The 26547-nt window shown below is 57.3% G+C and carries 33 protein-coding genes; 21 read left to right on the forward strand and 12 right to left on the reverse strand.

Annotated elements, in window-relative coordinates:
• The first annotated feature begins 37 nt into the window (after window positions 1–37).
• Window positions 38–925 (forward strand): EamA family transporter RarD, encoded by an 888-nt coding sequence (rarD, locus tag AC3WP4_RS05065; RefSeq protein ID WP_074876923.1) that lies wholly within the window; start codon window positions 38–40, stop codon window positions 923–925.
• Between the two features lie 63 nt (window positions 926–988).
• On the opposite strand, the gene hppD is transcribed toward rarD, so the two are convergent.
• Both hppD and AC3WP4_RS05075 read right to left on the reverse strand, forming a co-directional pair.
• Complete coding sequence (hppD, locus tag AC3WP4_RS05070; RefSeq protein ID WP_046054072.1) at window positions 989–2065, reverse strand: 4-hydroxyphenylpyruvate dioxygenase; 1077 nt, start codon at window positions 2063–2065, stop codon at window positions 989–991.
• Between the two features lie 253 nt (window positions 2066–2318).
• Window positions 2319–3263: a DMT family transporter gene (locus AC3WP4_RS05075; RefSeq protein ID WP_102614392.1), complete on the reverse strand. Its 945-nt coding sequence runs from the start codon at window positions 3261–3263 to the stop codon at window positions 2319–2321.
• A gap of 79 nt (window positions 3264–3342) precedes the next feature.
• Between AC3WP4_RS05075 and AC3WP4_RS05080 the strand changes: the two genes are divergently transcribed.
• Together AC3WP4_RS05080 and AC3WP4_RS05085 are read left to right on the forward strand one after the other, a co-directional pair.
• Window positions 3343–4215: a LysR family transcriptional regulator gene (locus AC3WP4_RS05080; protein ID WP_102614393.1), complete on the forward strand. Its 873-nt coding sequence runs from the start codon at window positions 3343–3345 to the stop codon at window positions 4213–4215.
• A gap of 403 nt (window positions 4216–4618) precedes the next feature.
• Entirely contained in the window at window positions 4619–4981 is a 363-nt protein-coding gene (locus AC3WP4_RS05085) for a histone-like nucleoid-structuring protein, MvaT/MvaU family (protein WP_008155126.1), read from the forward strand.
• 174 nt (window positions 4982–5155) lie between these two features.
• Here the strand turns inward: AC3WP4_RS05085 and AC3WP4_RS05090 are convergent, their stop codons facing one another.
• Window positions 5156–5680, reverse strand: coding sequence for a DUF4946 domain-containing protein (locus AC3WP4_RS05090; RefSeq protein WP_074876928.1), 525 nt, complete (start codon window positions 5678–5680; stop codon window positions 5156–5158).
• Between the two features lie 145 nt (window positions 5681–5825).
• On the opposite strand from AC3WP4_RS05090, the gene gloA reads away from it, so the two are divergent.
• Complete coding sequence (gloA, locus tag AC3WP4_RS05095; protein ID WP_033055156.1) at window positions 5826–6347, forward strand: lactoylglutathione lyase; 522 nt, start codon at window positions 5826–5828, stop codon at window positions 6345–6347.
• A gap of 97 nt (window positions 6348–6444) precedes the next feature.
• Here gloA and ahpF read toward each other — a convergent pair whose 3' ends face one another.
• The 3 genes from ahpF to AC3WP4_RS05110 form a co-directional block, all read right to left on the reverse strand.
• On the reverse strand, window positions 6445–8007 hold the full coding sequence (ahpF, locus tag AC3WP4_RS05100; protein WP_102614394.1) for an alkyl hydroperoxide reductase subunit F: 1563 nt from the start codon (window positions 8005–8007) through the stop codon (window positions 6445–6447).
• Window positions 8008–8132: 125 nt separating this feature from the next.
• Window positions 8133–8696 carry an alkyl hydroperoxide reductase subunit C gene (gene ahpC, locus AC3WP4_RS05105; RefSeq protein ID WP_008155117.1) on the reverse strand — a complete coding sequence of 188 codons (564 nt, stop codon included), beginning with the start codon at window positions 8694–8696 and terminating at the stop codon, window positions 8133–8135.
• A 145-nt stretch (window positions 8697–8841) separates the two neighbouring features.
• Window positions 8842–9786 (reverse strand): site-specific integrase, encoded by a 945-nt coding sequence (locus AC3WP4_RS05110; RefSeq protein WP_102614395.1) that lies wholly within the window; start codon window positions 9784–9786, stop codon window positions 8842–8844.
• Between the two features lie 178 nt (window positions 9787–9964).
• Between AC3WP4_RS05110 and AC3WP4_RS05115 the strand changes: the two genes are divergently transcribed.
• Window positions 9965–10984, forward strand: a complete 1020-nt coding sequence (locus AC3WP4_RS05115) for a DNA-binding protein (RefSeq protein WP_102614396.1) — start codon at window positions 9965–9967, stop codon at window positions 10982–10984.
• On the opposite strand, the gene gorA is transcribed toward AC3WP4_RS05115, so the two are convergent.
• Both gorA and galU read right to left on the reverse strand, forming a co-directional pair.
• A complete protein-coding gene (gorA, locus tag AC3WP4_RS05120; protein ID WP_102614397.1) occupies window positions 10981–12339 on the reverse strand; it encodes a glutathione-disulfide reductase in 1359 nt (452 codons plus the stop codon). The genes AC3WP4_RS05115 and gorA overlap by 4 nt on opposite strands.
• A gap of 130 nt (window positions 12340–12469) precedes the next feature.
• Window positions 12470–13309 (reverse strand): UTP--glucose-1-phosphate uridylyltransferase GalU, encoded by an 840-nt coding sequence (gene galU, locus AC3WP4_RS05125; protein ID WP_076030977.1) that lies wholly within the window; start codon window positions 13307–13309, stop codon window positions 12470–12472.
• A gap of 258 nt (window positions 13310–13567) precedes the next feature.
• Between galU and AC3WP4_RS05130 the strand changes: the two genes are divergently transcribed.
• Together AC3WP4_RS05130 and AC3WP4_RS05135 are read left to right on the forward strand one after the other, a co-directional pair.
• The gene (locus tag AC3WP4_RS05130; RefSeq protein ID WP_074876938.1) at window positions 13568–13756 is read left to right on the forward strand and encodes a hypothetical protein; all 189 of its coding nucleotides are present in this window, start codon (window positions 13568–13570) and stop codon (window positions 13754–13756) included.
• Between the two features lie 139 nt (window positions 13757–13895).
• Window positions 13896–14177 (forward strand): hypothetical protein, encoded by a 282-nt coding sequence (locus AC3WP4_RS05135; protein ID WP_076030976.1) that lies wholly within the window; start codon window positions 13896–13898, stop codon window positions 14175–14177.
• Window positions 14178–14188: 11 nt separating this feature from the next.
• On the opposite strand, the gene AC3WP4_RS05140 is transcribed toward AC3WP4_RS05135, so the two are convergent.
• Window positions 14189–14419 (reverse strand): hypothetical protein, encoded by a 231-nt coding sequence (locus tag AC3WP4_RS05140; protein WP_076030975.1) that lies wholly within the window; start codon window positions 14417–14419, stop codon window positions 14189–14191.
• 72 nt (window positions 14420–14491) lie between these two features.
• Window positions 14492–14848 carry a hypothetical protein gene (locus tag AC3WP4_RS05145; RefSeq protein ID WP_074876943.1) on the reverse strand — a complete coding sequence of 119 codons (357 nt, stop codon included), beginning with the start codon at window positions 14846–14848 and terminating at the stop codon, window positions 14492–14494.
• Between the two features lie 212 nt (window positions 14849–15060).
• Here AC3WP4_RS05145 and AC3WP4_RS05150 point away from each other — a divergent pair, with 212 nt between their 5' ends.
• The 6 genes from AC3WP4_RS05150 (at window position 15061) to ada (ending at window position 18434) form a co-directional block, all read left to right on the forward strand.
• The gene (locus AC3WP4_RS05150) at window positions 15061–15363 is read left to right on the forward strand and encodes a DUF1883 domain-containing protein (protein ID WP_024164534.1); all 303 of its coding nucleotides are present in this window, start codon (window positions 15061–15063) and stop codon (window positions 15361–15363) included.
• A gap of 29 nt (window positions 15364–15392) precedes the next feature.
• On the forward strand, window positions 15393–15569 hold the full coding sequence (locus AC3WP4_RS05155; protein WP_156886756.1) for a hypothetical protein: 177 nt from the start codon (window positions 15393–15395) through the stop codon (window positions 15567–15569).
• A 126-nt stretch (window positions 15570–15695) separates the two neighbouring features.
• Window positions 15696–15902, forward strand: coding sequence for an MGMT family protein (locus AC3WP4_RS05160; protein ID WP_102614398.1), 207 nt, complete (start codon window positions 15696–15698; stop codon window positions 15900–15902).
• Entirely contained in the window at window positions 15899–16603 is a 705-nt protein-coding gene (locus AC3WP4_RS05165; protein ID WP_102614399.1) for a 2OG-Fe(II) oxygenase, read from the forward strand. The genes AC3WP4_RS05160 and AC3WP4_RS05165 overlap by 4 nt, the downstream gene beginning before the upstream one ends.
• Window positions 16604–16607: 4 nt before the next feature.
• The gene (alkB, locus tag AC3WP4_RS05170) at window positions 16608–17273 is read left to right on the forward strand and encodes a DNA oxidative demethylase AlkB (RefSeq protein WP_102614400.1); all 666 of its coding nucleotides are present in this window, start codon (window positions 16608–16610) and stop codon (window positions 17271–17273) included.
• A gap of 87 nt (window positions 17274–17360) precedes the next feature.
• Window positions 17361–18434 (forward strand): bifunctional DNA-binding transcriptional regulator/O6-methylguanine-DNA methyltransferase Ada, encoded by a 1074-nt coding sequence (gene ada / locus AC3WP4_RS05175; protein ID WP_102614476.1) that lies wholly within the window; start codon window positions 17361–17363, stop codon window positions 18432–18434.
• Here the strand turns inward: ada and AC3WP4_RS05180 are convergent.
• Both AC3WP4_RS05180 and acuI read right to left on the reverse strand, forming a co-directional pair.
• A complete protein-coding gene (locus tag AC3WP4_RS05180; RefSeq protein WP_074876949.1) occupies window positions 18398–18886 on the reverse strand; it encodes a GyrI-like domain-containing protein in 489 nt (162 codons plus the stop codon). The two genes, ada and AC3WP4_RS05180, sit on opposite strands and share 37 nt — an antisense overlap.
• A 52-nt stretch (window positions 18887–18938) precedes the next feature.
• Window positions 18939–19922, reverse strand: coding sequence for an acrylyl-CoA reductase (NADPH) (gene acuI / locus AC3WP4_RS05185; RefSeq protein WP_102614401.1), 984 nt, complete (start codon window positions 19920–19922; stop codon window positions 18939–18941).
• 187 nt (window positions 19923–20109) lie between these two features.
• Here acuI and AC3WP4_RS05190 point away from each other — a divergent pair, with 187 nt between their 5' ends.
• The 8 genes from AC3WP4_RS05190 to AC3WP4_RS05225 all read left to right on the forward strand — a co-directional run bounded on the left by AC3WP4_RS05190 (window position 20110) and on the right by AC3WP4_RS05225 (window position 26190).
• Window positions 20110–21174: an NAD(P)H-dependent flavin oxidoreductase gene (locus AC3WP4_RS05190; RefSeq protein WP_074876953.1), complete on the forward strand. Its 1065-nt coding sequence runs from the start codon at window positions 20110–20112 to the stop codon at window positions 21172–21174.
• 124 nt (window positions 21175–21298) lie between these two features.
• On the forward strand, window positions 21299–22066 hold the full coding sequence (modA, locus tag AC3WP4_RS05195) for a molybdate ABC transporter substrate-binding protein (RefSeq protein ID WP_102614402.1): 768 nt from the start codon (window positions 21299–21301) through the stop codon (window positions 22064–22066).
• Window positions 22066–22746, forward strand: a complete 681-nt coding sequence (modB, locus tag AC3WP4_RS05200; protein WP_074876958.1) for a molybdate ABC transporter permease subunit — start codon at window positions 22066–22068, stop codon at window positions 22744–22746. The genes modA and modB overlap by 1 nt, the downstream gene beginning before the upstream one ends.
• Before the next feature lie 3 nt (window positions 22747–22749).
• Window positions 22750–23829 carry a molybdenum ABC transporter ATP-binding protein gene (gene modC / locus AC3WP4_RS05205; protein ID WP_102614403.1) on the forward strand — a complete coding sequence of 360 codons (1080 nt, stop codon included), beginning with the start codon at window positions 22750–22752 and terminating at the stop codon, window positions 23827–23829.
• A gap of 75 nt (window positions 23830–23904) precedes the next feature.
• A complete protein-coding gene (locus AC3WP4_RS05210) occupies window positions 23905–24945 on the forward strand; it encodes a DNA topoisomerase IB (RefSeq protein WP_102614404.1) in 1041 nt (346 codons plus the stop codon).
• Between the two features lie 72 nt (window positions 24946–25017).
• On the forward strand, window positions 25018–25239 hold the full coding sequence (locus AC3WP4_RS05215) for a hypothetical protein (protein ID WP_074876965.1): 222 nt from the start codon (window positions 25018–25020) through the stop codon (window positions 25237–25239).
• A 128-nt stretch (window positions 25240–25367) separates the two neighbouring features.
• Window positions 25368–25598 (forward strand): hypothetical protein, encoded by a 231-nt coding sequence (locus AC3WP4_RS05220; RefSeq protein WP_056852777.1) that lies wholly within the window; start codon window positions 25368–25370, stop codon window positions 25596–25598.
• A 307-nt stretch (window positions 25599–25905) separates the two neighbouring features.
• Window positions 25906–26190 (forward strand): hypothetical protein, encoded by a 285-nt coding sequence (locus tag AC3WP4_RS05225; protein WP_074876967.1) that lies wholly within the window; start codon window positions 25906–25908, stop codon window positions 26188–26190.
• Window positions 26191–26547 lie beyond the last annotated feature (357 nt).

Raw genomic sequence — 26547 nt, forward strand, 5'->3', positions numbered from 1 at the left:
TCCGCAGCCGTTTCACGTTCAACTTCGCGAGGACAGTTTGTCTAAAGGTATCGCTCTATCGGTTTCAGCCTCGGTGCTGTTTGCCGTCATGTATTACTTCACATCGTTGCTCACGCCTTTGAGCGGCGTGGAAATCTTCGGTTGGCGAATGCTCCTGACCCTGCCTTGCATGACAGTGTTCATGGTGGTCTCTGGTGAATGGAAACTCGTAATCGCCCTTTTCCGGCGGCTGGTTGCTCAACCAAAATTGCTTGCCGGCCTGATCGTTTCCGCGACCCTGCTTGGCCTGCAACTCTGGTTGTTCATGTGGGCGCCGCTCAATGGCTATAGCCTCGACGTGTCCTTGGGCTACTTCCTGTTGCCGCTGTCCATGGTGCTGACCGGACGGTTCGCCTATGGCGAGCGCCTGTCTTACCTGCAAAAGGTTGCCGTGTTTTTTGCGTCCCTCGGGGTGCTTAACGAGCTGTATCAGGTCGGCAGTTTTTCCTGGGCGACCTTGCTGGTCGTCATCGGTTATCCGCTCTATTTCATCCTGCGCAAACGACTGGCGACCGACAACCTTGGCGGTTTGTGGATGGACATGGCCTTGATGTTGCCGGTGGCGCTCTGGTTCGTTCAGGGCGGTGAACAGGGTTTCAACGTGTTCGATCAATACCCGTGGCTCTCGCTGCTGATCCCGGTGCTTGGCATCATCAGTGCTTCGGCGCTGGTGGTTTACATCATCGCCAGCCGGTTGTTGCCGTTCAGCCTGTTCGGGTTGTTGAGTTACGTCGAGCCGGTGCTGTTGCTCGGCGTTGCGTTGCTGCTGGGGGAAAGCATCAAGCCCGGTGAGTGGCTGACCTACATTCCGATCTGGTTGGCGGTGGTTGTGTTGGTGTTCGAAGGGTTCAAGCATCTGGTCCGGCATCGACGTAAATCGATGTAGAACCGGCACGAAAAAGCCCGGCCAGCATTGCTGCTGACCGGGCTTTTTTACATCTGAAATGGCTTAGTCGGTGGAGAGTACACCACGACGAACCTGATCGCGCTCGATGGATTCGAACAGCGCCTTGAAGTTGCCTTCGCCGAAACCATCGTCGCCTTTACGCTGGATGAATTCGAAGAACACCGGGCCCATCAGGGTTTCCGAGAAGATCTGCAACAGCAAACGCTTGTCGCCTGATTCGGACGAACCGTCCAGCAGAATGCCGCGCGACTGCAGTTGATCAACCGGCTCACCGTGGTTCGGCAAACGACCTTCGAGCATTTCGTAATAGGTTTCCGGCGGCGCGGTCATGAAGCGCATGCCGATGCTTTTCAGGTGATCCCAGGTCTTGATCAGGTCATCGGACAGGAAGGCAACGTGCTGGATGCCCTCGCCGTTGAACTGCATCAGGAACTCTTCGATCTGCCCGGCGCCCTTGGACGATTCTTCGTTCAACGGGATGCGGATCATGCCATCTGGCGCGGTCATGGCCTTGGAGGTCAGGCCGGTGTATTCGCCCTTGATGTCGAAGTAACGGATTTCGCGGAAATTAAACAGCTTCTCGTAGAAGTTGGCCCAGTAGGCCATGCGACCGCGATAAACGTTGTGGGTCAGGTGGTCGATGATTTTCAGGCCAGCACCGACCGGATTGCGGTCGACACCTTCGATGAACACGAAGTCGATGTCGTAGATCGAACTGCCTTCGCCGAAACGGTCGATCAGGTACAGCGGCGCGCCGCCGATGCCCTTGATCGCGGGCAGGTTCAGTTCCATCGGGCCGGTTTCGATGTGAATCGGCTGGGCGCCCAGTTCCAGGGCCCGGGCAAACGCCTGCTGGGCATTCTTGACGCGAAATGCCATGCCGCACACGGACGGACCGTGCTCGGCCGCGAAGTACGAAGCAACGCTGTGGGGTTCGTTGTTGAGAATCAGGTTGATCTGGCCCTGGCGATACAGGTGCACATCTTTGGAACGATGGGTCGCGACCTTGGTGAAGCCCATGATCTCGAAGATCGGCTCCAGGGTGTTCGGGGTCGGCGATGCGAATTCGATGAATTCAAAGCCCATCAGGCCCATTGGGTTTTCGTATAAATCTGCCATGGTTGGCGCCTCATCATTTTCTTGTCAATTAACGGATCGTTAGTTGCTAGCAATGCTGAGAACGGCGGGTGGCGCGCAGGAGATGCCCCGCACGCTGCGGGCGAGGAAGTCACCGTAGATCAATTGAAACCCAAAACTCTTCATTGTCGACCCAAGGCTCTTGCGGGCGAGGCTTCTGCTTTGCAGAAGACGATTATTCTTATATGCGTAACCCGATTCTACACAGCGTAAATAGGTTTGTCCGCCTTCTGTATCAAATCCCCTTTTTCCCTGCTCGCGCAAGGGGTTTGTTGCACAGGAAAATCCCCACGAGGATCAGCCCTCCCCCCAGGCACATCGCCAGGGTCAACTGCTCGCCTAACAACAGTGCACCGAGGATCACCGCCGTCAGCGGGTTCAGGGCGATGAACACGCCTGAACGCGTCGCGCCGATTTTGCGAATGCCGTCGTAATAGCCGATATAGGCCAGCGCCGAACCCAACACGCCCAGGTACATCAGGCTCATCCATTGGGTTGGTCCGAGGCTGGCGAGTGCAGCCACACTCAACTCACCGCGAACCGCAGTGGTCGCCCACAGCATCAGCGTGCCCAACAGAATCGAATACGTCACCGTTTGCACCGGCCCCAGGGTTTGATTCAAATCTTTGGAGAACAGCGAATAAACGCCCCAGCCAAGCACACAGCCGAAGATCAACAGATCGCCGATCCAGGCATCAATGTTGTCGGCCAACAATTGCGGGTTACGGCTGACGATCACCAGGCTCGCCCCGGCAATACAGATCGCGATTCCGAAAACCTTTATGCGACTCAAGCGTTCCTTGAACAACAGCCACGACGCCAGCCCGATCACGGCCGGGTTCAACGCCACAATCAACGACGCCCGTGAAGCATTGATGTAATGCAGGCCATAAAAGAAGCACAGGTTGTAGAAAAAGATCCCGAAGAACCCCAGCAGCGCCAATTGCAGCCATTGCCTGGGGGCGGGCCTTGCAAGTGGCACCCGGGCCAATAGCAGAAACACCAGCAACGCCCCGCTGGCCAGCAAGAATCGCAGGCTGGCGGCAAACAAGGGGCTGAGGCTGTCGGCCAGAAACCGCCCGGCGACAAAGGTGCCGCCCCAGATCATGGTGACGGCAGCCAGTTTCAGATAAACCGGGATGTCCGACGGGTTGGACAAGCTTTGCTCATAAGTCGTCATAAGTTTCCAGGACGGAGAATTGGGAGAGATGACGTATCATTCGACTAATACCCTCTCATCGTAAAATGAGTAAAAACTCATGACCCTTACTCAACTGGAGATATTTTCCCTGGTCGCCGAGCTGAACGGTTTTACCGCTGCAGCCAATCGCTTGGGGATTTCCCAATCCGCGGTCTCTCACGCCCTCAAGTCTCTGGAACAGGAACTGGGCGTCGAGCTGCTGCGCCGACATCAGTCCCAGGTCGAACTCAGCGACATCGGCCAACAGCTTTTGCTGCGTGCCCGGGCGATGCTGGGCCTGGCCAACACCTTGCGTCAGGAAGCGGCCGATGCTCGTGGAATGAAACGCGGCACGTTGCGCATCGGCTCGTTCGGCCCGACCTCATCGATCAAACTGCTGCCGCAGATCCTGCAGCACTACCGCGCGGCTCACCCGGGCATCGAGGTCCATATAGATGAAGGCCCGGACCGGCAAGTGATCCAGTGGCTGGAGGAGCGGCGTATCGATATCGGCTTTGTGGTATTGCCCGAGGAACGATTCGACACCTTTGCGCTGATCGAGGACCAAATGGTCGCGCTGCTGCCCGCCGATCATCCGCTGGCCCACCACGACAGCCTGAGCTTGAGCGATTTGTGCAACGACCCTTTTGTCTTGACCGAGGCCGGTTCGTCGGAACTGGTATCGCGGCTATTCAGTGCCGCGCGGCTGACACCGAACATCCGTTATCGCTGCTCACAGCTACTGAGCACACTGGATACTGTTGGCCGGGGCGACGCGCTGACGGTCGTCGCCGAAAGCTCATTGCCGGACGACCGCGACAATCGCTACGTGAAAAAACCGCTGTCGCCACAGGTCGCCCGTCAGGTCGGTCTGGCAGTCCTCGATCAACGCCAGTCATCCCCTGCGGCGCTGGCTTTCATCAAGCTGGCCGAACGTCTGAACTACCGCTAAGCGGCACACTTACCGAGGGCCAACTATCATGGCCTCTACCTGAACTCTTTTTGGAAGGCGTCCGGTCCTGCCGATTATCTGACCGCTCACCGCGTGAACTTCTTGCAAGGTTATCTGTTTGGCCGGCCAATGCCCGGCACGGACTTCATTAACGCATTAAGTCACCATTAACTAGCGGCGCTCAGCGATGCGACAAGAAATCACGCACCAATTTGAATCAAAAGACTACTGTTGTTACATGAAGAAAAAGACAGGATTTACTCTTGGCCAATTAACTACTACAATTTTTCATGCCTGCGCTAGATTGGCAGGTGAGCCATTATCACCGGGTCGCTTCAAGGCTCTTGGCTTATAGCTTTGTTTGCGGTTGGTATCAGCCAAACACACTATTGGAGTAAAGATATTGTCCAGACTCGCTGAATTTCGTGCAGCTGAAAAGGCCCTTCAAGAGCAGCTCAAACAGCTGGAAACCCTGAAGAATGATGCCGGGCTCAAGAAAGAAATCGAATTCGAAGAAAAGCTCCAGGGGCTGATGAAAACCTACGGCAAGAGCCTGCGCGACATCATCGCCATTCTCGATCCGAACCCGGCAAAATCCGGGCTGCAACAGGCAACACCCAAAACCCGCCGCGCTCGCGTGGTCAAGGTTTATCAGAATCCGCACACCGGTGAACTGATTGAAACCAAGGGTGGCAACCACCGCGGCCTGAAAGCCTGGAAGGAACAGTACGGTGCAGCTACCGTTGATTCCTGGCTGCGTGGCTAAGCACTCGCGGTGACAAAAAAGCCCTGCCGATGCAGGGCTTTTTCATGGATGCCTTCTAAATGCAACGATTGGCGTCGATCAACTCGCTACTTGTTGAATAACTTTGTGCTTAATCCGTTTGGGTATCTAAAAATTTCCGAATGTGCTGAAAGCGGCAGCCATTGAAATCTTTAACTAAAGTTTCAGGCTGTTACGGGCCGCCTCTATTTCATCCTGACTTGCCTTATAAACCTCTGCCTGCCCCGCGTAGGAAAGAACATAGGCCTTATCGCCGTCCACGGCGGCAACCAATGTTTGAGAGAGCACATGCCTTCCGTTCTGCGTGATCGTGCAGGTAGTTTCCAGCGCTGATAAGCGGCTCAAGGTCGTCGGGTGAATCTTGTTGCAGACACTTTGATAACCGCCTTGAAAGAAATCCTTTTGCACCGACTTGCGCATCTCCAGCAACACGCCCTGTAGATTCACGTGATGTCCGCTTTCCACTTGGGACATGGTCAATTCCATCACCATCACCGGCGTGCCGTCCTGATCGTTTTTCACCGCGCGCTGACGGGACACCTGAGTTTTGGCGTCAGCTTGCGGGACAGCTTCAACCTCCCAGCCGTTGGGCCAGGTCATGATTGGCTCGCCTGCATGAGCGCTGTTAATACCTGCAAGCACGCAGATCAGGACGAACATCGATTTACAGATACGCATCATTGCAATGAACACTCACGGATTGAGCCGCAAAGTCTGAGCCTCGCCCGTCGGTCAGGCAAGAGCCGACTGTTTGAGTTTGGTGATGTCAGAACCCTTGCGTATCATTGTCGCCATTCGTTAGCTCCACTTATTTTCCGGAGGGCCCATGAGCCTGCACGAATTGAACACCTTCCCAGGCGTGACTGCCCAACCTGACACCGCCACCCAGAAGTTCGTCTTCAACCACACCATGTTGCGAGTCAAGGACATCACCAAGTCGCTGGATTTCTACACGCGCATTTTGGGTTTTTCGCTGGTGGAGAAACGCGACTTCCCGGAAGCCGAGTTCAGCCTGTACTTCCTGGCACTGGTTGATAAAAACCAGATTCCGGCCGACGCTGCTGCTCGCACCGAGTGGATGAAGTCGATTCCCGGCATTCTCGAGTTGACCCACAACCATGGCACCGAAAACGACGCGGACTTCGCTTACCACAACGGCAACACCGACCCGCGTGGTTTTGGCCACATCTGCATCTCGGTGCCGGATATCGTCGCTGCATGCGAGCGCTTCGAAGCGTTGGGCTGCGACTTCCAGAAACGCCTGAATGACGGCCGTATGAAGAGCCTGGCGTTCATCAAAGACCCGGATGCTTACTGGGTCGAGATCATCCAGCCCGCACCGATGTAAAAAGTTTGCTGCCACTGATCGTTCCCACGATCAGTTTCAGGCACAAAAAAAACCCATGATCGCTCATGGGTTTTTTTGTGTTTTCAGCACCGAGGATTTATGCCGGAGCCGAGGTCCGGATCAGGTGATCGAATGCGCTCAAGGAAGCCTTGGCGCCCTCGCCCACCGCAATCACGATCTGCTTGTACGGCACGGTAGTCACGTCACCGGCAGCGAACACACCCGGCATCGACGTTTCACCGCGGGCATCGACTATGATCTCGCCGCGAGGCGACAACTCGATTGTGCCTTTGAGCCAGTCGGTGTTGGGCAGCAAACCGATCTGCACGAAGATCCCTTCCAGCTCGACGCTACGCAACTCGTCCGACTGACGATCCTTGTAACGCAAGCCGTTGACCTTCTGGCCGTCGCCCAACACTTCAGTAGTTTGCGCACTGGTGATAACGGTGACGTTCGGCAGGCTGTGCAACTTGCGCTGCAAGACCGCATCGGCGCGCAGCTGTACGTCGAACTCCAGCAGCGTTACGTGGGACACAATACCCGCCAGGTCAATGGCCGCTTCGACGCCGGAGTTACCGCCGCCAATCACCGCCACGCGCTTGCCTTTGAACAGCGGACCGTCGCAGTGCGGGCAGTACGCAACGCCTTTGTTGCGGTATTGCTGCTCACCCGGGACGTTCATTTCACGCCACCGCGCACCGGTCGCCAGGATCACGGTCTTGGCTTTCAGGGTCGCGCCGCTGGCGAAGTGGACTTCGTGCAACTCACCATTTTTGCCCGGCAGCAACTTGTCGGCGCGTTGCAGGTTCATGATGTCGACGTCGTATTGCTTGACGTGTTCTTCCAGTGCTACGGCCAGTTTTGGCCCTTCGGTTTCCTGCACGGAGATGAAGTTCTCGATGGCCATGGTGTCGAGCACCTGCCCACCAAAACGTTCAGCCGCCACACCGGTACGAATGCCTTTGCGGGCAGCGTAGATCGCGGCCGAAGCACCGGCCGGACCACCGCCGACGACCAATACGTCAAAAGCTTCTTTGGCGCTGATCTTCTCGGCCTGACGCTCGATGCCGCTGGTGTCGATCTTGGCGAGAATTTCTTCCAGGCCCATGCGGCCTTGGCCAAAGGTCACGCCGTTCAGGTAAACGCTTGGCACGGCCATGATCTGACGGTCATCGACTTCCGCCTGGAACAGCGCGCCGTCAATGGCGACGTGGTGGATGTTCGGGTTCAGCACAGCCATCAGGTTCAGTGCCTGGACCACGTCCGGGCAGTTCTGGCAGGAAAGCGAAAAGTAAGTCTCGAAGCTGAACTCACCTTTGAGCGAGCGGATCTGTTCGATCACTTCAACGCTGGCTTTCGAAGGGTGACCGCCGACTTGCAGCAAGGCCAGCACCAGGGATGTGAATTCGTGGCCCATCGGGATGCCGGCAAAACGCAGGCTGATATCGGCACCCGGGCGGTTGATCGAGAACGATGGTTTACGTGCATCGTCACCGTTATCGAGCAAGGTAATTTGGCTGGAAAGACTGGCAACGTCTTTCAGAAGAGCGAGCATTTCCTGGGATTTCGCACCGTCGTCGAGGGAGGCAACGATCTCGATCGGCTGGGTGACCCGTTCCAGGTACGACTTCAACTGGGCTTTAAGATTGGCGTCCAACATACGGGCGATTTCCTTTTTTTCATTTCGTAAAAAAACGCCCGAGCGAATCTCGCCCGGGCGTTTTTATTGGGCGGTTGCAGCTTACTTAGGTGCGGAAACCCGCCCTGATGATGCGATCCACAGACTTAGATCTTGCCGACCAGGTCCAGGGACGGAGCCAGAGTGGCCTCGCCTTCTTTCCACTTGGCTGGGCAAACCTGGCCTGGGTGAGCAGCGACGTACTGAGCAGCCTTGATTTTGCGCAGCAGCTCGGAAGCGTCACGGCCAACGCCGCCATCGTTCAGCTCAACGATTTTGATCTGGCCTTCAGGGTTGATCACGAAGGTGCCACGGTCAGCCAGACCAGCTTCTTCGATCAGCACGTCGAAGTTGCGGGAGATGGCGTGAGTCGGGTCGCCGATCATGGTGTACTGGATCTTGCCGATGGCTGGCGAAGTGTTATGCCAGGCAGCGTGGGCAAAGTGGGTATCGGTGGAAACGCTGTAGATCTCGACGCCCAGCTTCTGGAACGCGTCGTAGTTGTCAGCCAGGTCTTCCAGTTCGGTCGGGCAAACGAAGGTGAAGTCGGCTGGGTAGAAGAACACGACAGACCACTTGCCTTTCAGGTCAGCGTCCGACACTTGTACGAAGTCGCCATTTTTGTAGGCGGTAGCTTTGAACGGTTTAACTTGGCTGTTGATGATAGGCATCGATGACTCTCCGTCAGGGTTGAAAAGTTTGGTTGAGAAGTTGATGGCGTGAATCCTACCGACTCGATTGCCGGATGGCTCATTGGCAAAGCTCATGTTGCTCATTGGTTTTCGCTATTAGCCGAACGTATTAATAGAAGAAAACTTACTTGGCGGCGCCAATGGTTTTTTCCGCGAGCGGTGTCATCCCGAGAAACGGGCTGGCTTCAACATAGCGCATGGCGGACTTCATATCCTTCCAACCCACATAACTCATCAACGACTTCAAGTCCCACCCGCTCTGATGCGCCCACGTGGCAAAGCCGCGCCGCAAGGAATGACTGGTGTAATGCTCGGCCGGGATGCCGGCGCGCTCCAGCGCCTGGCGCAACAACGGGATCACACTATTGGCGTGCAGTCCCTCCTCGCTCAGGTGACCCCAACGGTCGATGCCCCGGAATACCGGTCCACGGACCAATGCGGCTTCGGTGATCCAGTCGATGTACGCCTGCACCGGGCATAGGCGCTGCAACGCTGGCGTCTGGTAAGTCTTGCCGAGGTTTTCGCGGTCGCTCTTGGTTCGCGGCAAATACAGGGTGATGCCTGAGCCGACAACTGCTTGCACGTGCTCAATCTGTAACCGGCACAACTCATCACTACGAAAACCGCGCCAGAAGCCCAAGAGGATCAACGCTTTGTCGCGCCTGGCCCGCAACAGAGCAGGTTGATCCTGTTCAGATTTTGCGGTGTGCGCTTCTTGCTCCAGCCAGGCAACCACTTGCTCCAAATGTTGAAGCTGTAATGGCTCGGCTTGTTTTTCTTGAGCCGGGTGCAGCGCGCGAATGCCCTTGAAGGCTTTGCGCACCACCGGCGCCTTGGTGGGATCGGGAAAACCCTGACTGTTGTGCCATTGCGCCAGCGCTGACAAACGCAACTTAAGGGTATTGATCGACAGCACTCCCGCATGAGCAACGAGGTAGCGCGCCACACTGTCACTGGTCGCCGGCAGGAAACCGCCCCAACTGACTTCAAAATGCTCGATGGCCGCCCGATAGCTGCGACGGGTGTTGTCGCGGGTGGCGGCTTGCAGATAACGATCCAGCTCAGTCATGGGCTCAACTCTCTAAAACGTACCGCTTTGGCGGGTGAAAACGCGCCAGAGGGCTCATCACACGGGGTAATACCAGTATATCCCGCATGAATACTTGTCGTATTTTAAGTTTTGGTTTGGCGTGGTACATTGCGTACTTAAGTGGCATGTACCACAGTACGAAATCGTAGGAGAACTCATGGCTCGTGGCGGTGTAAACAAAGCGGTGGTGCAAGCGGCGCGCCTGGCAATTCTGGCGCGTGGTGAAAACCCAAGCATCGATGCGGTACGGATCGAGATGGGCAACACTGGCTCGAAAACCACGATTCATCGCTATTTGAAGGAGCTGGATGACGGTGCCGAGCGCATCGAGGTAGCGCCAGAACCGATTGATGACGAGCTGGCGGGACTGGTCTCGCGGTTGGCACAAAGACTCAAGGAGCAGGCTCAGGAGCCCATCGATCAGGCCCGCGAGCAGTTCGATAAACAAAAGAATGCGCTGGATACGCAGTTGCATGAAGCCCAACAAGCCAACACGCAACTACAGCAGCAGTACGAGATTCAAAGCCTGGCACTGACTCAAGAGTCCGAAGCCCTGCTGGAAACAAGCGCCATGCTGCAGACCGAGCAAACCCGCAACGCCGGACTGAACCAGGCACTGGCCGATTTCGAATTACGCTTGCAAGACAAGGATGAGCAGATCCGCTCATTGGAAGAAAAGCACCTGCACGCTCGCGATGCCCTGGAGCATTACCGCAATGCCGTCAAAGAACAGCGCGAGCAGGAGCAGCGCCGCCACGAAAGCCAGGTGCAGCAGATTCAAATGGAGTTGCGCCAGGCCCAGCAAAGCGCATTGGTGCGCCAGGATGAGATCACGCAACTGCACCGCGACAACGAACGTTTGTTGACGGAGAACCGTGGCACCCTGAGAGAGTTGAGCCTGCTGCAAGATCAACTCAAGCAAACCAACGCTCGACAGGATCAGCTGCTGGAACAGGTCAATCGCATCGACAGCGAACGCACCCTCCTCCAGGAACGCTTGCGCGCTGCCCTGCTGGAAAGCCAGTCACTGAAACAGAACGTCGATGAACAGTCGCAGATAAACAAAGCGCTGGAAATTGAGCTAATCAAGACTCAGGCGAGCCTTGATGAGACCGTGCGCCTGGCAGCCGTCATTGCGACAGCGCCAGACGCATCAGAGCCTCAAAAGGACGATTAACCCGCGACCGGCGTGCGCATGGTGACGAACTCTTCGGCGGCAGTTGGATGCACGCCGATGGTTTCATCGAAATCGCGTTTGGTGGCACCCGCCTTCAAGGCGATTGCCAAGCCCTGCACAATTTCTCCAGCATCCGGACCAACCATGTGACAGCCCAGAACCTTGTCGGTCTTGGCATCCACCACCAGCTTCATCAGGGTGCGCTCCTGGCATTCGGTCAGGGTCAGCTTCATTGGACGGAAGCGGCTTTCGAAGATCACCACATCGTGACCGGCCTCCCGGGCCTCTTCCTCGGTGAAACCGACCGTGCCGATGTTCGGCAAGCTGAATACCGCGGTCGGGATCATCTTGTAATCCACCGGGCGATACTGCTCAGGCTTGAACAAACGTCGCGCCACGGCCATGCCTTCGGCCAGAGCGACTGGCGTCAGCTGAACCCGACCGATTACATCGCCAAGCGCCAGGATCGACGGTTCAGCCGTCTGATACTGCTCGTCAACTTCGACAAAACCTTTCTTGTCGAGTTTGACGCCGGTGTTTTCCAGCCCAAGATTATCGAGCATCGGACGTCGACCGGTGGCGTAGAACACACAATCCGCTTCCAGCTCACGGCCGTCCTTGAGGCTCACCTTCAAGCTGCCATCGGACTGCTTGTCGATACGCTCGATGTCGGCGTTGAATTGCAGGTTCATGCCGCGCTTGGTCAACTCCTCATGCAGGTGTTTACGCACCGCACCGTCGAAGCCGCGCAAGAACAGCTCACCGCGATACAGCAACGTGGTTTCAGCGCCCAGACCATGGAAGATCCCGGCGAATTCGACGGCGATGTAACCACCGCCTACCACCAGAACGCGCTTGGGCAACTCTTTAAGGAAGAACGCCTGGTTGGAACTGATCGCGTGCTCGTGCCCCGGAATTTCCGGAATCTGTGGCCAGCCACCGGTAGCAATCAGGATGTTCTTGGCGGTGTGGCGCTCGCCATTGATCTCGACCGTGTTCGGGTCGACGATTTTGGCGTGGCCTTCATGCAAGGTCACGCCGCTGTTAACCAGAAGATTGCGATAGATACCGTTCAGTCGATTGATCTCGCGATCCTTGTTGGCGATCAGTGTCGCCCAATCGAACTTCGCTTCACCCGGCGTCCAGCCAAAACCTTGCGACTGTTCGAAGTCTTCGGCGAAATGCGCGCCGTAAACCAGCAGTTTCTTCGGCACACAGCCGACATTCACACAAGTGCCACCCAGGTAGCGGCTCTCGGCCACAGCCACTTTCGCGCCAAAACCGGCAGCAAAACGCGCAGCCCGCACACCGCCGGAACCGGCACCAATCACATAAAGGTCAAAATCGTAGGCCATTTTCAATCTCCTCGGCAGTCCACAAGCATACCCGCAGACATCCGTTGGGCAAGCGCTGCAAGCGATATGGGGACGGAAAATGAAAAAGCCACCCGAAGGTGGCTTTTCAATACAAGTGGGTCAGAGGCTATTAGTAAGCCTTGCCAGTCTTGTAGAAGTTCTCGAAGCAGAAGTTGGTCGCCTCGATGTAGCCTTCAGCGCCACCACAGTCAAAACGTTGCCCCTTGAACTTGTAGGCAATCACGCAACCGTTTTTCGCCTGCTTCATCAGGGCGTCGGTGATTTGAATCTCGCCGCCTTTGCCTGGCTCGGTTTGCTTGATCAGCTCGAAAATATCCGGCGTCAGGATGTAACGACCGATGATCGCCAGGTTCGACGGCGCGTCTTCCGGAGCTGGTTTTTCGACCATGTTGCGAACGCGGTACAAATCATCAGCGATCAGCTCGCCGGCGATCACGCCGTACTTGTTGGTTTCCATCGGATCCACTTCCTGGATCGCAACGATGGTGCAGCGGTATTGCTCGTACAGCTTGACCATCTGGGTCAGGACGCCGTCGCCTTCGAGGTTGACGCACAAGTCGTCCGCAAGCACTACCGCGAACGGTTCGTCACCGATCAGTGGACGGCCAGTCAGGATAGCGTGGCCCAGGCCTTTCATTTCGGTCTGGCGGGTGTAGGAAAACGAGCACTCGTCCAACAGTTTGCGGATACCGACCAGGTATTTTTCCTTATCGGTGCCTTTGATCTGGTTTTCCAGCTCATAGCTGATGTCGAAGTGGTCTTCAAGAGCGCGTTTGCCGCGACCGGTAACGATGGAAATTTCGGTCAACCCTGCGTCCAGTGCTTCTTCGACGCCGTACTGGATCAGTGGCTTGTTTACCACCGGCAGCATTTCTTTGGGCATGGCTTTAGTCGCTGGCAGGAAGCGAGTACCGTAACCGGCTGCTGGGAACAAGCATTTCTTGATCATAAAAGTCCTTGATAGGGCTGTGTGTACGAGTTTCGGCGCAGTCTAATCAGGCGGCGTGCACCTTACAATGCCCCCGCGCTGGCTAACCGATGCCATCATAGAGAAATATTCTCGCGGATAGTTCCCGAGATAACTCCGCAGCCTTATAGATAGCACAGACCATCAGTTCTGCACGGCTGCGAATCCTACACCATCAGCACCCGTTGAGTGCATTTGGCGCTATCATTGCGCGATTGAACCAGTCAACGAGGCAGATAGATGTCGGAAGCAAAAAGTGTCAATGGGTTCCTGATCAATCAGGCGAAAGACGGTCAGTGGTGGGTAGACAGTGCAGGCGGCGAAAATATTGCCGGGCCTTTTCCCACCGAAGCGTCGGCGATTGAAGTGGCATCCGTTCTGGAGCTCGAACACCCAGCTCCGAAGCGTCGCGGCAAGGACAAGTCCTGAGAAGCACCGGACTCGACCCAAGCCCTGCCTTGCGCAGGGCTTTTTTGTGATTGCCCGCAAACAAGTGGCCATTCGCTATAACCTTTTGATGCCAGCGCTGTCATAGGCTCAGCCCCTTCATCCTGACGACGACAACGACATGAATAAATTTTTGCCCCTGATTGCGGCATTGGCCCTGAGCGGCTGCGCCACTTCCGAAACGACCTACCTGAACAACGGCGAGCAAGGCCTGGCCATCGACTGTTCCGGGGAAGCCAACTCCTGGGCCACCTGCTACGAAAAAGCCGATGCCTCATGCGCTGGCACCGGCTATCGGATCGTAGGAACCGACGGAACACCTTCGACCAAGGAAAGCGACAAGACTCTGGGCGTTGACGTCGGCAACTTCAAGAACCGCAGCGTCGTGGTGGTCTGCAAGTAAGGCGCCCTGCCCTACATGTGAATTTCGGCGAACTTGATCCCGAGGCCGCGTACCGTCTCGATCAAATCGTCGAGGCTGCTGAAGGATTCGACTTCATCATTCTCATCGACCAGAAAATAACTGCGCCCGGCGCTTTTCTTGAAAAACACGATCCACTCTCCCGGATTCGCCGGATTCTGAATCACGTGGGTGGCAGAGATGTGACCCTCTGCATGGCGCTCCTGTACCTGCTCTCGCTTCATGCTCGACTCCAGAAATGACAATGCCGCCAAAGCGCTACTTTGGCGGCATCGGTGCTGACGGGCGACAGTCTATCAGCCGGAAATGCACGCCGTAGCGGCATTGCGTACATCCATGGGGCGCAACGGCACATTGGAAATGCGCTCGTGCAACTTGATGCTGCTGCCAGTGGAGCGGTCTTCAATATCAAATACCGCGGCCGGCCCCGAGGAGAACTTCTGCGGCACGATGACTCGCACACCGTCCTTGTGCGGCTCGACTTGCAGCGCTCCCCGGCTGCTGGACAGTTTTTCGGTGAGGCATTGCGCGTACTCGTGAGGCTTCTTGCCTGAAATCACGCTCATGGTCGGTAGTGACTCATTGATCTCCGAGACATTCGCACAACCACTCATCGCTATCGCCATAGGCAGGAACACCACACCCCACTTCATACAACACCTCCGATAAAGACACTCCGACAGTCCAAATGCTGTTTTTCTCCGAGGCATGCTGCGTTTATCGCTCATAGAATTCCGTATAACTGTTTTTAATTGTCAAACCAGACCTCGACGGCCGGATAATAACCCGTTCGGGCTGATAAACTGCGCCAATCGCACATGCTATCGTTTTGATTTTGTAGAAAAAGCCCTTCTGGAGGCGCCTCATGAAATTTATCCACCAGCGCGAGCACCTCAACGAAGACGACATCGTCGTCATTCAATGCTCCCAAACATGCAACATCCGTTTGATGAACGACGCCAATTTTCGCAGCTTCAAGAATGGCGGCCGCCACACTTACCACGGCGGTGCGTTCGACACCTTCCCGGCCCGGATTACCGCGCCGAGCACCGGCTTCTGGAACATCACCATCGACACGGTGAACCGTCGGCCGATCAGCGTTACTCGCAAACCGACCCTGACTCACACCATCAAGATCATCCGCCGCTCCAGCACGAAACTGAGCTGAGTGACATCCAGACACCAGGAAAAGCAGGTATGACCGTGGCCCAAACGACCAAGTACGTCATCAAATACAAACTCAACGGTGAGCGCCGCTTCGAATTTGCCCAGCTTGAAAACGGCACCGAAGAAGAAGCCAAGGCTGCGCTGAATGCTCTTCATGGTTCGAGCGACGATGTCATTAGCGACATCAATGTCAGCAAAGCGCTGTAACGGGATCCGGAGCGATAACATGGACGTCTGCTCCTACCTCCGGAATTCAACCGCAAGCGCCGGAGTGTCAACGCAATCCCAGCTCCCCAGACTGGCCACCTCAACCTTTGGTTTAGGAGTCAGAACATGCCTACTTCCTCGATTCGCTTCATCAGCGGCACTTCCAGCCTTGGCGTCTTGCTGCTGGCGTTCAGCGCCGAGGGTTTGTGTGCGCTGCTGATCGGTGATGACCTGGTAATGCTGGAACGCGATCTTTCGGATGGCAGCCTTGGCGGCTACCGTTGGGGGCTGGAGCGTAAACGGCAATTGCTGGATCGTGAGGCGCAGCGATGAGCGAGCGCTCTCTCGATGGACTGGACTGGGTCATGCTAGAGCAGCAGCTCGATCAGGATGGCTGCGCGGTTATCAAGTCGCTTGTAAGCCATCAGACCTGCGATGAAATCAGCGCTCTGTATGCCCGTTCCGAACCGTTTCGCTCGCAAGTCATCATGGCGCGTCACGGCTTTGGCCGTGGCGAGTACAAATACTTCAAATACCCGTTACCAAATGTCGTCGCCCGTTTGCGCAGTGCGTTCTATCCTCGACTGGTGCCCATCGCCAATCGCTGGTATGAGCACATGAACCTGCCAACTCGTTTCCCGCAAACCCATGAAGCATTTCTCGACCGCTGTCATGCCGCCGGTCAGGAACGCCCGACGCCGCTGTTGCTGCAATATGGACCGCAGGACTACAACTGCTTGCATCAGGACCTGTACGGCGAACACGTATTCCCGCTGCAAGTGGCGATTCTGCTGTCAGAGCCGGAAGACGACTTCACCGGTGGTGAGTTCGTGCTGACGGAGCAGCGCCCGCGAATGCAGTCGCGCCCCCAGGTCATCGGCCTGAAGAAAGGCGACGCTCTGATCTTTGCCGTCAACCAACGACCGGTCAAAGGCGTTCGTGGCTATTACCGAGTGACCCTGCGCCACGGCGTGAGTCGCCTGCACAGCGGAAAACGGCATACCCTCGGAATCATCTTTCACGACGCGTTATGACCCCATGAACCCGACCACCTTCGACTTGTTTGCCGACGCGGAACCCGAGCAGCAACCCAGGCTCGATCGTATCGGCGACCAGTCCTGCGTCCTCAGAGGCTTTGCCCTGCCCTGGCTGGATCAGTTGCTGCCCGCGCTGGACGCGGTTCTGGCGGCTGCACCGTTTCGGCAGATGATCACGCCCGGGGGCTTTACCATGTCGGTCGCCTTGAGCAGTTGCGGATTGCTGGGCTGGACCACCGACTGCAGCGGTTATCGCTATACCCGCGAGGATCCGCTGACCGGGCAACCCTGGCCGAAAATGCCCGAGGTGTTTCTTGAACTGGCACAAGCGGCGGCGCGGGAAGCGGGGTTTGCGGATTTCCTGCCGGATTCCTGCCTGATCAACCGCTATGTTCCCGGAGCCAAGATGTCGTTGCATCAGGACAAAAACGAAGTTTCCTACGCAGCGCCCATTGTTTCAGTGTCCCTTGGACTGCCGGCGATGTTCCTGTTCGGCGGCTTCGAGCGCAGCGATAAAAGCCAACGCGTGCCGCTGTTGCATGGCGACATCGTGGTCTGGGGTGGCGTGGATCGTTTGCGTTATCACGGGGTCCTGCCGATCAAGGATGGCCAACACCCGCGACTGGGCGAACAGCGGATCAACTTCACCTTTCGCACCGCCGGATGAAGCCTTCGAATTCGACCGCAAGACCCGGAGTGCGGCGACCCTGTCGGCTGGTTAATCTGCATGAAACGGATCAACGGACATGAAGCCATGACAAGCCATTCGACTAAGATTGCCACCGAGAACGACCCTCGCTGGGCCGCCGTTATTGCGCGTGATCCCCGGGCAGACGGGCAGTTTGTATATGCCGTGAAAACCACCGGCATTTACTGCCGCCCCAGCAGCCTGGCGCGTTTGCCAAAACCACAGAACGTCGAGTTCTTCGACACCGCCGAGCAGGCCCAGGCGGCGGGTTATCGCCCCAGCAAACGCGCCGCGAAGGATCAAAGCGACATCGCCGCGCAACATGCCGCGACCGTGGCGGCCGCTTGCCGCCAGATCGAAACCGCGGAAAGTCTGCCTGTTCTGAGCGAACTGGCTGTTGCCGCGGGCCTCAGCAGCTTTCACTTCCATCGGGTGTTCAAAGCGATTACCGGTCTGACGCCTAAAGGTTACGCTGCGGCCCATCGTTCACGCAGGGTCCGGGAGCGCCTCGCGGACGGAGACTCGGTGACCGATGCGCTGTATGACGCCGGCTTCAACTCCAACAGCCGTTTCTATGAAGCCGCCGATCAGCTATTGGGCATGAAACCCGGTGATTACCGCGCCGCCGGTCAGAACAATGACATTCGTTTTGCCGTCGGCCAGTGCTCCCTGGGAGCGATTCTGGTGGCGCAGAGTGAGCGTGGTGTTTGCGCGATCCTGCTGGGCGATGACCCGCACCAACTGGTTTGCGATCTACAGGACAAATTTCGGCGAGCCAACCTGATTGGCGCCGACCAAGCGTTCGAGCAACTGATCGCCAAGGTGGTTGGTTTTATCGAAGCACCGGCCCTTGGCCTCGACTTGCCGCTGGATGTTCGTGGCACCGCTTTTCAGGAACGTGTCTGGCAAGCCCTGCGGGAAATTCCCGTCGGCTGCACCGCCAGCTATGCCGATATCGCTCAACGAATCGGCGCGCCAAAAGCGATGCGCGCCGTGGCTCAAGCCTGTGGCGCGAACAATATCGCCGTGGCGATTCCGTGCCACCGCGTGGTGCGCAGCGACGGCAACCTGTCGGGCTATCGCTGGGGTGTGGAACGCAAGCGTCAGTTGCTTGAGCGCGAAAACCCGTCTGAGTCCTGAATGCCGATATAGACCGACACTGAATCCGGACTGGTATAGACCTCAAAGTCTGTAGCGAACGAGCGGCAAACCTGCGGGTTGTCCTTAAAGTAAGCCCAGATCAGGCCCCATGCCTGAATGACACAGTCCGGCATCGCCCCGTTGGCGCTGAACACCAGGTAGTCGCCTCCTTGCACCTGAATCTGCGCAAAGTCCTCGGAGGGCGCGGTGACCGCCGCACCCGCGGTCACATCGAAATGGCCAGAAGCGTCGGACTCGTAGTTGGAATAGACGCCGTACATGAAGGAGTCCGGCTGTTTGTGGGGGATCTTGTCGAAGATGTCCTCAACGAAAAACTGTTCCCACATCGGGCCGATGCGCGCAGTGTCTGGCTGCTGCTCGGCGGCATTGCAGGTGCGCACTTGCAGGCCCGAGACGCTAAAGGGCCGCACTTCACGCTGCTTAACATCCATGGTCGATAGTCCTTGTCTCTGTCATTTGTCTGTTTAAATTATGGTGCAACAGTCAACGATTAACGTCGACCACCACCCGACCACGTAACTGACCAGCGAGCAAACGCGGTGCGGCCTCGATCGTTTCACTCAAACCGATTTCGTGACTGATCAACGGCAGCAAAGCGAAGTCGAGATCCTTGGCCAGACGACTCCAGGCCAGTATCCGCTTGGCTTTGGGCTGAGTCACGCTGTTGATCCCGGCCAGGGTTACGCCGCGCAAAATGAACGGCGCGACTGAAGCCGGAAAGTCCATGCCCTGCGCCAGGCCACACGCGGCGACCGTGCCGTTGGCCTTGGTGCTGGCACAGGCGTTGGCCAACGTGTGGCTGCCGACCGAGTCGATAACTGCCGCCCAACGCTCCTTGGCCAAGGGTTTGCCCGGCTCGGACAACGTGGCGCGCTCGATGATTTCGCTGGCGCCCAACTGCTTGAGGTAGTCGTGCTCGGAAGGTCGGCCGGTGGACGCGACCACCCGATAGCCGAGCTTACTCAGCAGTGCAATGGCGAAACTGCCTACGCCGCCATTGGCGCCGGTGACCAATACTTCGCCCTGCTCGGGCGTCACGCCATTGTGTTCCAGCGCCAGGATGCTCAGCATCGCCGTGTAACCCGCCGTGCCGATCGCCATTGCTTGGGCCGCGGTGAACGCCTTGGGTAGTGGAATCAACCAGTCGCCCTTCAAGCGAGCCTTCTGCGCCAGTCCGCCCCAATGCCCTTCGCCAACACCCCAGCCATTGAGTACGACTTGATCGCCGATCTTGTAGTCCGGGTGCGTACTGACTTCGACGGTACCTGCCAGATCGATCCCCGGCACCATCGGGAATTTTCGCACCACCGGGCTGCTGCCGGTGATCGCGAGGCCATCCTTGAAGTTCAACGTGCTATACGCCACACGCACAGTCACATCGCCTTCGGGCAGTTGATCGTCATTGATCTCTTGCAGCGTGGCCCGGTAACCGCTGTCGTCTTTGTCGATCAAAATGCCTTTGAACATTACGGCCTCCTAATGGAATCACTCAGTTGTCGTGCAGTTGAAAACACATCGCAATTTTTCACCGTACTCGACATTAAGCCAAGAGTGGCACACGAAAGGAAAACTCGGCTGGCCTTATGTCCGTCATAGCTGATACAAAATCGGTCCAACCGTCCCTGCCCTGTTATGACGTCGGAGAACCCTTCAAATGAGCAAATGGCCAGATACCCGCATTCTTGACCTGCTCGGCATTGAACTGCCGATCATCCAGGCGCCCATGGCCGGCGCGACCAACTCGGCCATGGTTATCGCAGCCAGTAACGCCGGAGGCCTGGGTTCGATGCCGGCAGCCATGTTGAGCATCGATCAGTTGCGCGAAGAGCTGAAAACGATTCGCCAGCACACGCAGCGCCCGATCAACGTCAACTACTTCTGTCATCAGCCACCCGCCGCCGATGAGCAACGCGCTCAAGACTGGAAGAATCTGCTGGAGCCCTACTATCGGGAACTTGGCGTGGACTTCGACGCGCCGACGCCGGTGTCCAATCGAGCACCGTTCGATAATGCGGCCTGCGAAGTGGTCGAGGAATTTCGTCCCGAAGTGGTGAGTTTCCACTTTGGCCTGCCGGAAAAGTCCTTGCTCGACCGTGTGAAAGCCACGGGAGCGAAAGTGCTCTCCTCGGCTACCACGGTCGAAGAGGCCATTTGGCTCGAGCAGCACGGTTGCGACGCAATCATTGCCATGGGCTATGAAGCCGGCGGCCATCGGGGCATGTTTCTCAGTGATGATCTGAGCACCCAGGTAGGGATCTTTGCGCTGGTGCCGCAGATCGTCGATGCGGTGAAAGTGCCGGTGATTGCTGCGGGCGGGATTGCCGACTCACGAGGCGTCGCGGCAGCGTTCCTGTTGGGGGCTTCGGCGGTGCAAGTGGGCACGGCGTACTTGTTCACACCGGAGGCCAAGGTCAGCGCGTCTCATCACAAGGCGTTGCGCACGGCCAAGGAAAGCGAAACGGCCATCACTAACATTTTCACCGGACGCCCGGCACGCGGCATTCTCAATCGGGTAATGCGCGAACTCGGGCCTATGAGTGCAAAAGCACCGGCCTTCCCGCTTGCGGGTGGTGCGCTGATGCCGTTGCGGGCCAAGGGAGAAGCGGATTTCAGCAATCTCTGGGCGGGCCAGGCATTCACCCTGGGCGTTGAAATGACCACGGCTGAACTGACGCGGAAGCTGGCTGAGGAAGGATTGGCCAGGTTAGTTCGTCGGTAACGCATTCACCTGCGTGACCTCAATAACGCGCATTCAACACGTTCCGTTTGCAGGCATTTCGCTATATATTCCACTATATAGCGCTTGCCCTCCTCGTTGCATCTGCCTACAACGGAGCCGTTTCATGATCATTCGTGCCTCACGTTTTGCCCCCACCTTCCTGGCAACCCTGTTCGCAGTGTTCGCTGTCGGCTCCGCCCTGGCGGACGAAGTCCAGGTCGCCGTCGCAGCCAACTTCTCTGCGCCGATTCAGGCGATCGCCGCGGATTTCGAAAAAGACACCGGGCATAAACTGGTCACCTCCTTTGGTGCAACCGGCCAGTTCTACACCCAGATCAAGAACGGCGCACCGTTCGAAGTGTTCCTCTCGGCGGACGACACCACCACGCAAAAACTCGAAACCGAAGGCGACACCGTCAAAGGCTCGCGCTTCACTTACGCCATCGGCACCCTGGCTCTGTGGTCGGCGAAAGAAGGTTATGTCGATGCAAAGGGCAAAGTGCTGAGCGACAACCAGTATCAGCACCTGTCCATCGCCAACCCGAAAGCCGCGCCTTACGGTCTCGCCGCCACGCAGGTGCTGGCCACGCTGGACCTGACCGACAAGGTCAAAGCCAAGATCGTTGAAGGCCAGAACATCACCCAGGCCTACCAGTTCGTCTCCACCGGTAATGCCGAACTCGGTTTTGTGGCCTTGTCGCAGATCTACAAAGACGGCAAAGTCACCGGCGGCTCGGCCTGGATCGTTCCAGCCGACATGCACGATCCGATCAAACAAGACGCGGTGATCCTCAATAAAGGCAAGGACAATCCGGCTGCCAAGGCGCTGGTTGACTACCTCAAAGGTCCGAAAGCCGCCGCTGTCATCAAATCCTACGGTTACCAACTCTAATGACGCTATCGAGTGCCGACTTTTCCGCCATTTGGCTGACCCTGAAACTGGCGTCCCTGACGACAGTTATCCTGCTGGTCATAGGCACTCCGATTGCGTTATGGCTATCGCGCACCCGCTCGTGGTTGCGCGGCCCGGTCGGGGCGATCGTCGCCCTGCCCCTGGTGCTGCCGCCAACGGTGATTGGCTTTTATCTGTTGCTGGCGCTCGGCCCTAACGGGTTTGTCGGCCACTTCACCCAATCACTGGGGCTCGGGACCCTGACCTTCAGTTTTGCGGGGCTGGTGATCGGCTCGGTGCTCTACTCGATGCCGTTCGTGGTCCAGCCGCTGCAAAATGCTTTTTCTGCCATCGGCACTCGCCCCTTGGAGGTGGCTGCGACCTTGCGTGCCAATCCCTGGGACACGTTTTTCAGCGTGATCCTGCCGCTGGCCCGCCCTGGCTTCATCACCGCGGCCATTCTCGGTTTCGCCCACACCGTCGGGGAATTCGGTGTGGTGCTGATGATCGGCGGCAACATTCCCGACAAGACCCGGGTGGTCTCGGTGCAGATCTACGATCACGTCGAAGCCATGGAATACGCCCAGGCTCATTGGCTGGCCGGGGCGATGCTGGTGTTCTCTTTTATTGTGTTGCTGGCGCTCTACTCCAGCCGTAAAACCAAAGCAGGCTGGAGCTGACCGATGATTCATACGCGTCTGAAACTGAAGTACTCAGGGTTCACCCTGGAGGTGGACCTGCAATTGCCCGGCCGCGGTGTCACTGCTCTTTACGGTCATTCCGGTTCGGGCAAGACCACCTGCCTGCGCTGCATTGCCGGCCTGGAGAAGGCCGATGAGGGCTTCATCCAGGTCAACGATGAGATCTGGCAGGACAGCGACAGGAAGATTTTCGTGCCGCCACACAAGCGGGCGCTGGGTTACGTCTTTCAGGAAGCCAGCCTGTTTCCCCATCTGTCGGTGCTGGCCAATCTGCAGTTCGGCCTCAAGCGCACTCCTCGCCAACAGCGGCGGGTCGACATGGCACACGTGACTGAACTGCTCGGAATCGGCCATTTGCTGGATCGCCATCCGCAGCACCTTTCCGGCGGTGAACGGCAGCGGGTTGGCATCGCTCGTGCCCTGCTCACCAGCCCGAAACTGTTGCTGATGGACGAGCCGCTGGCGGCATTGGATAGCCAGCGCAAAAACGAAATCCTGCCTTACCTGCAACGACTGCATGATGAATTGGAAATCCCGGTGCTGTACGTCAGCCACTCGCAGGATGAAGTTGCACGGTTGGCCGATCACCTTGTTCTGCTCAGCAATGGCAAGGCACTGGCCAGCGGCGCTATTGGCGAAACGCTGGCCCGCCTGGACCTGCCCCTGGCGCTGGGCGACGATGCCGGCGTGGTGATCGAGGGGCACGTCATTGCCTATGACGCCGACTATCAGTTGCTGACCCTGCAACTGCCGAACACAACCCTGAACATTCGCGTGGCTCACTCACTGATGACCCCGGGTCAGGCGCTGCGCTGCAAGGTTCAGGCACGGGATGTCAGCCTGAGCCTGCAAAGTGTCGAGCAAAGCAGCATCCTCAATCGCCTGCCGGTCACCGTGATCAGTGAAATGGGCGCGGACAATGCCGCCCACGCGCTGATCCGTCTGGACGCTGCCGGCACACCGCTGCTGGCGCGGATCACCCGCTACTCCCGGGACCAATTGGGCGTGCACCCTGGCCAGCAACTCTGGGCACAGATCAAGGCGGTGGCGGTGCTGGCGTAAATCCGCTGGCACGACTGCAACAACGTGCGGTCAATGGCTGTAACGGCCCCTGATCCACCGCCCAGGACTATTGCCATGCCCGATACCGCGCTGCCCGATGTGCTGCCACCCGACCTGCATTACGTCGATGACACCCAGCCCGGCATCACCCGCAAGAAACTGCGCGGCAAGTTCTGCTATTTCGACCCTGCGGGCCAACGCATTACCGATCAGGATGAGATCAAACGTATCAATGCCCTCGCCGTGCCCCCGGCCTACACGGATGTGTGGATCTGCGCCGACCCGCGCGGCCATCTGCAAGCTACCGGTCGTGATGCCCGAGGTCGCAAGCAATACCGTTATCACCCGCGCTGGCGAGAAGTGCGCGATGCCGACAAATATTCACGCTTGCGGGACTTTGGGTTAGCGCTACCGAAACTGCGCAAACAGCTTGAAACTCTATTGGCGGCTCCCGGCTTCAGTCGCGACAAAGTCATGGCCACGGTCATCACCTTGCTCGATGCGACGCTGATCCGGGTCGGCAACTCCCAATACGCTCGGGACAATCGGTCTTACGGTTTGACCACCCTGCGTAACCGTCACGTCGAGATCAACGGCAACGCGATCCAGTTCCAGTTCCGTGGCAAGAGCGGTGTCGAGCACCAGATCACCGTGAAAGACCGACGCCTGGCGCGGGTCATCAAACGCTGCCTGGAAATTCCCGGGCAAAACCTGTTTCAGTACCTGGATGAAAACGGCGAGCGACACACCGTCAGTTCCTCCGACGTCAACGCCTACCTGAAGACACTCACCGGTGCCGACTTCACTGCCAAGGACTACCGAACCTGGGCTGGCAGCGCGTTGGCGCTGGCGGTTCTGCGGGAACTGCAGTGGGAGTCCGAGTCGGACGCGAAGCGGCATGTGGTGGAGATGGTCAAGAACGTCGCCAAACAACTGGGTAACACACCGGCCGTCTGCCGCAAGTGCTACATCCACCCGGCGGTGCTCGATGGCTTTCTTTTGGGAGCGTTGGCTGACCTGCCCCGTCCTCGAGCGCGTAAAGGGCTGAGGGCCGAGGAAGTCGGGCTTGCGGTGTTTTTAGAGAAGATGATCGCTAGTGTTGAAGCGACGAACTGACCTGTCTATTTTTTGCACGATCGCAAATGGCTTCTATAGTAGTTGTGAACCTGAATTAGCTACGGTGACGCCATGGAAGACATTTTCGTTGTGAAACGATGCAACAAGATCATCATCCATGGTCGCCGAGCCGGAGAAACCGATCATCCACCACCTGCCGCCGCCGTCTGGTATCGCATCGCCGATACTCGAACCCGCGGCTTCATCGGCGACGGTTTCGATCGTGAAGAAGACGCCCGGCGCGAATGCCGGCAGCTGAATGCCAGGTCGCAAGTGACGGCCCGGGAAGGCTGATGCTACCTGCCTTGCGCGGGTCTATACTGAAAAACAGCTGAAGGATCAGCGACCCCATCAGCAAACAGCTCGCTCCCCTGCGGGCTTTTTGCTGCCAGTAACAGGTTTCTTGAACGGAGGTGTTTGCCATGTCCGAAAAAGAGTCCATCACCACCCTGCTCACCCTGCTCGACTCCCGTCAGGTTCGCCTGGCAGCGGCATGCAAGGAAATCGCCGACTGGGTCGATCATCAAGGCGGGCACCCGACAGCCCTCAGAATCCGTGATCGCCTGAACGACATCGAGAAGGACACACCACTGATTCGCAATACGCTGTCGTCGCTCAAACCTGTCGACCGCCCCCTGCCGCGGTTCAGATGATTCGATCTGGACATCCTCAAGGACACGGCCTGCTTCAGGACGCATGAACGGCGACCTTATCGTCACCGGGTGCGTCCTTGCCTGAGCGTTTCTTGCTACATCCCCAACCCAGCCTGGCGCCGGGTTTTTTTATGCCTGGGCAATCCATTTCACACGGCATTCACATCTCAGGCTTTACATTGACCGGACTCCTTTGAAGAATCCCCTGGCCCGCCCGCACGCGGGCTTTTTTTTGACTATTACGCAGACAACGAACGTCGCCGTACGCTTGAGGTCAAACGATCACACGTCACCAAGGAGGCGTCTGATGGTTACTCACTTCAAAGTAGGCGGGCATCTGGCCTGCGGTCACAAAGGCAGCAAACTCGTTTCAACCAGCGAACTGACCCGGGTGAAATGCAGAAGCTGCCGCAACACCGATGCGTTCAAGGATGCGCGCAAAGACCAGCGCAACGCTGCACGCCGCGCCGCACGCAAAGCCAAAGTTACGCATAGCGCCAATGACTGGCGAGCGGCCTGGGTCGAACGGCTCACTGCCATGAAAGGACTGCAACGATTGCCTCGTGGTTTTACCGGTCAGCCTTTCGTTTAGCTGACAGCATCGGCGGCTGAATCGAATTCATTCGGGCCAGCCGCTGGCGCATGACATCCAACACTTGAAAGCTTCGACCAGAACTCGCCCTGCCTCGGGGCGCACAAGACATAGATATTGGATACTGAGTTTATTGTTAGTTATCTTTGTAATTGACCTGCAAGACAAACTGAAACGCCGTCACTGCGCATGACTCCCCCTAGCTTTATAGGTGACGTAGATCACATCACCTGCAACTTACAATTGCTCTAAATCTTTGTAGGCAGAGGTTTTTATTAACACTGCTCTACCAGCATTCAGTGTTTCCTGGAGCGGCTCGTCTTTGACGGCTTTCCTGTTGAGATCACGCCCCTTCAA

The sequence above is a fragment of the Pseudomonas sp. FW305-20 genome, assembly GCF_058788075.1.

Coding starts and splice junctions, on each gene's coding strand:
- modB (WP_074876958.1), top strand. CDS start 22,066: ATGACGCTATCGAGTGCCGACTTTTCCGCCATTTGGCTGACCCTGAAA.
- acuI (WP_102614401.1), bottom strand. CDS start 19,922: ATGTTCAAAGGCATTTTGATCGACAAAGACGACAGCGGTTACCGGGCC.
- galU (WP_076030977.1), bottom strand. CDS start 13,309: ATGATCAAGAAATGCTTGTTCCCAGCAGCCGGTTACGGTACTCGCTTC.
- AC3WP4_RS05080 (WP_102614393.1), top strand. CDS start 3,343: ATGACCCTTACTCAACTGGAGATATTTTCCCTGGTCGCCGAGCTGAAC.
- hppD (WP_046054072.1), bottom strand. CDS start 2,065: ATGGCAGATTTATACGAAAACCCAATGGGCCTGATGGGCTTTGAATTC.
- AC3WP4_RS05155 (WP_156886756.1), top strand. CDS start 15,393: ATGACCGTGGCCCAAACGACCAAGTACGTCATCAAATACAAACTCAAC.
- AC3WP4_RS05180 (WP_074876949.1), bottom strand. CDS start 18,886: ATGGATGTTAAGCAGCGTGAAGTGCGGCCCTTTAGCGTCTCGGGCCTG.
- modA (WP_102614402.1), top strand. CDS start 21,299: ATGATCATTCGTGCCTCACGTTTTGCCCCCACCTTCCTGGCAACCCTG.
- AC3WP4_RS05160 (WP_102614398.1), top strand. CDS start 15,696: ATGCCTACTTCCTCGATTCGCTTCATCAGCGGCACTTCCAGCCTTGGC.
- AC3WP4_RS05145 (WP_074876943.1), bottom strand. CDS start 14,848: ATGAAGTGGGGTGTGGTGTTCCTGCCTATGGCGATAGCGATGAGTGGT.
- ada (WP_102614476.1), top strand. CDS start 17,361: ATGACAAGCCATTCGACTAAGATTGCCACCGAGAACGACCCTCGCTGG.
- AC3WP4_RS05075 (WP_102614392.1), bottom strand. CDS start 3,263: ATGACGACTTATGAGCAAAGCTTGTCCAACCCGTCGGACATCCCGGTT.
- AC3WP4_RS05130 (WP_074876938.1), top strand. CDS start 13,568: ATGTCGGAAGCAAAAAGTGTCAATGGGTTCCTGATCAATCAGGCGAAA.
- AC3WP4_RS05110 (WP_102614395.1), bottom strand. CDS start 9,786: ATGACTGAGCTGGATCGTTATCTGCAAGCCGCCACCCGCGACAACACC.
- ahpC (WP_008155117.1), bottom strand. CDS start 8,696: ATGCCTATCATCAACAGCCAAGTTAAACCGTTCAAAGCTACCGCCTAC.
- AC3WP4_RS05190 (WP_074876953.1), top strand. CDS start 20,110: ATGAGCAAATGGCCAGATACCCGCATTCTTGACCTGCTCGGCATTGAA.
- AC3WP4_RS05220 (WP_056852777.1), top strand. CDS start 25,368: ATGTCCGAAAAAGAGTCCATCACCACCCTGCTCACCCTGCTCGACTCC.
- AC3WP4_RS05090 (WP_074876928.1), bottom strand. CDS start 5,680: ATGATGCGTATCTGTAAATCGATGTTCGTCCTGATCTGCGTGCTTGCA.
- ahpF (WP_102614394.1), bottom strand. CDS start 8,007: ATGTTGGACGCCAATCTTAAAGCCCAGTTGAAGTCGTACCTGGAACGG.
- AC3WP4_RS05115 (WP_102614396.1), top strand. CDS start 9,965: ATGGCTCGTGGCGGTGTAAACAAAGCGGTGGTGCAAGCGGCGCGCCTG.
- AC3WP4_RS05135 (WP_076030976.1), top strand. CDS start 13,896: ATGAATAAATTTTTGCCCCTGATTGCGGCATTGGCCCTGAGCGGCTGC.
- AC3WP4_RS05165 (WP_102614399.1), top strand. CDS start 15,899: ATGAGCGAGCGCTCTCTCGATGGACTGGACTGGGTCATGCTAGAGCAG.
- AC3WP4_RS05210 (WP_102614404.1), top strand. CDS start 23,905: ATGCCCGATACCGCGCTGCCCGATGTGCTGCCACCCGACCTGCATTAC.
- modC (WP_102614403.1), top strand. CDS start 22,750: ATGATTCATACGCGTCTGAAACTGAAGTACTCAGGGTTCACCCTGGAG.
- AC3WP4_RS05225 (WP_074876967.1), top strand. CDS start 25,906: ATGGTTACTCACTTCAAAGTAGGCGGGCATCTGGCCTGCGGTCACAAA.
- AC3WP4_RS05150 (WP_024164534.1), top strand. CDS start 15,061: ATGAAATTTATCCACCAGCGCGAGCACCTCAACGAAGACGACATCGTC.
- alkB (WP_102614400.1), top strand. CDS start 16,608: ATGAACCCGACCACCTTCGACTTGTTTGCCGACGCGGAACCCGAGCAG.
- gloA (WP_033055156.1), top strand. CDS start 5,826: ATGAGCCTGCACGAATTGAACACCTTCCCAGGCGTGACTGCCCAACCT.
- gorA (WP_102614397.1), bottom strand. CDS start 12,339: ATGGCCTACGATTTTGACCTTTATGTGATTGGTGCCGGTTCCGGCGGT.
- AC3WP4_RS05140 (WP_076030975.1), bottom strand. CDS start 14,419: ATGAAGCGAGAGCAGGTACAGGAGCGCCATGCAGAGGGTCACATCTCT.
- AC3WP4_RS05215 (WP_074876965.1), top strand. CDS start 25,018: ATGGAAGACATTTTCGTTGTGAAACGATGCAACAAGATCATCATCCAT.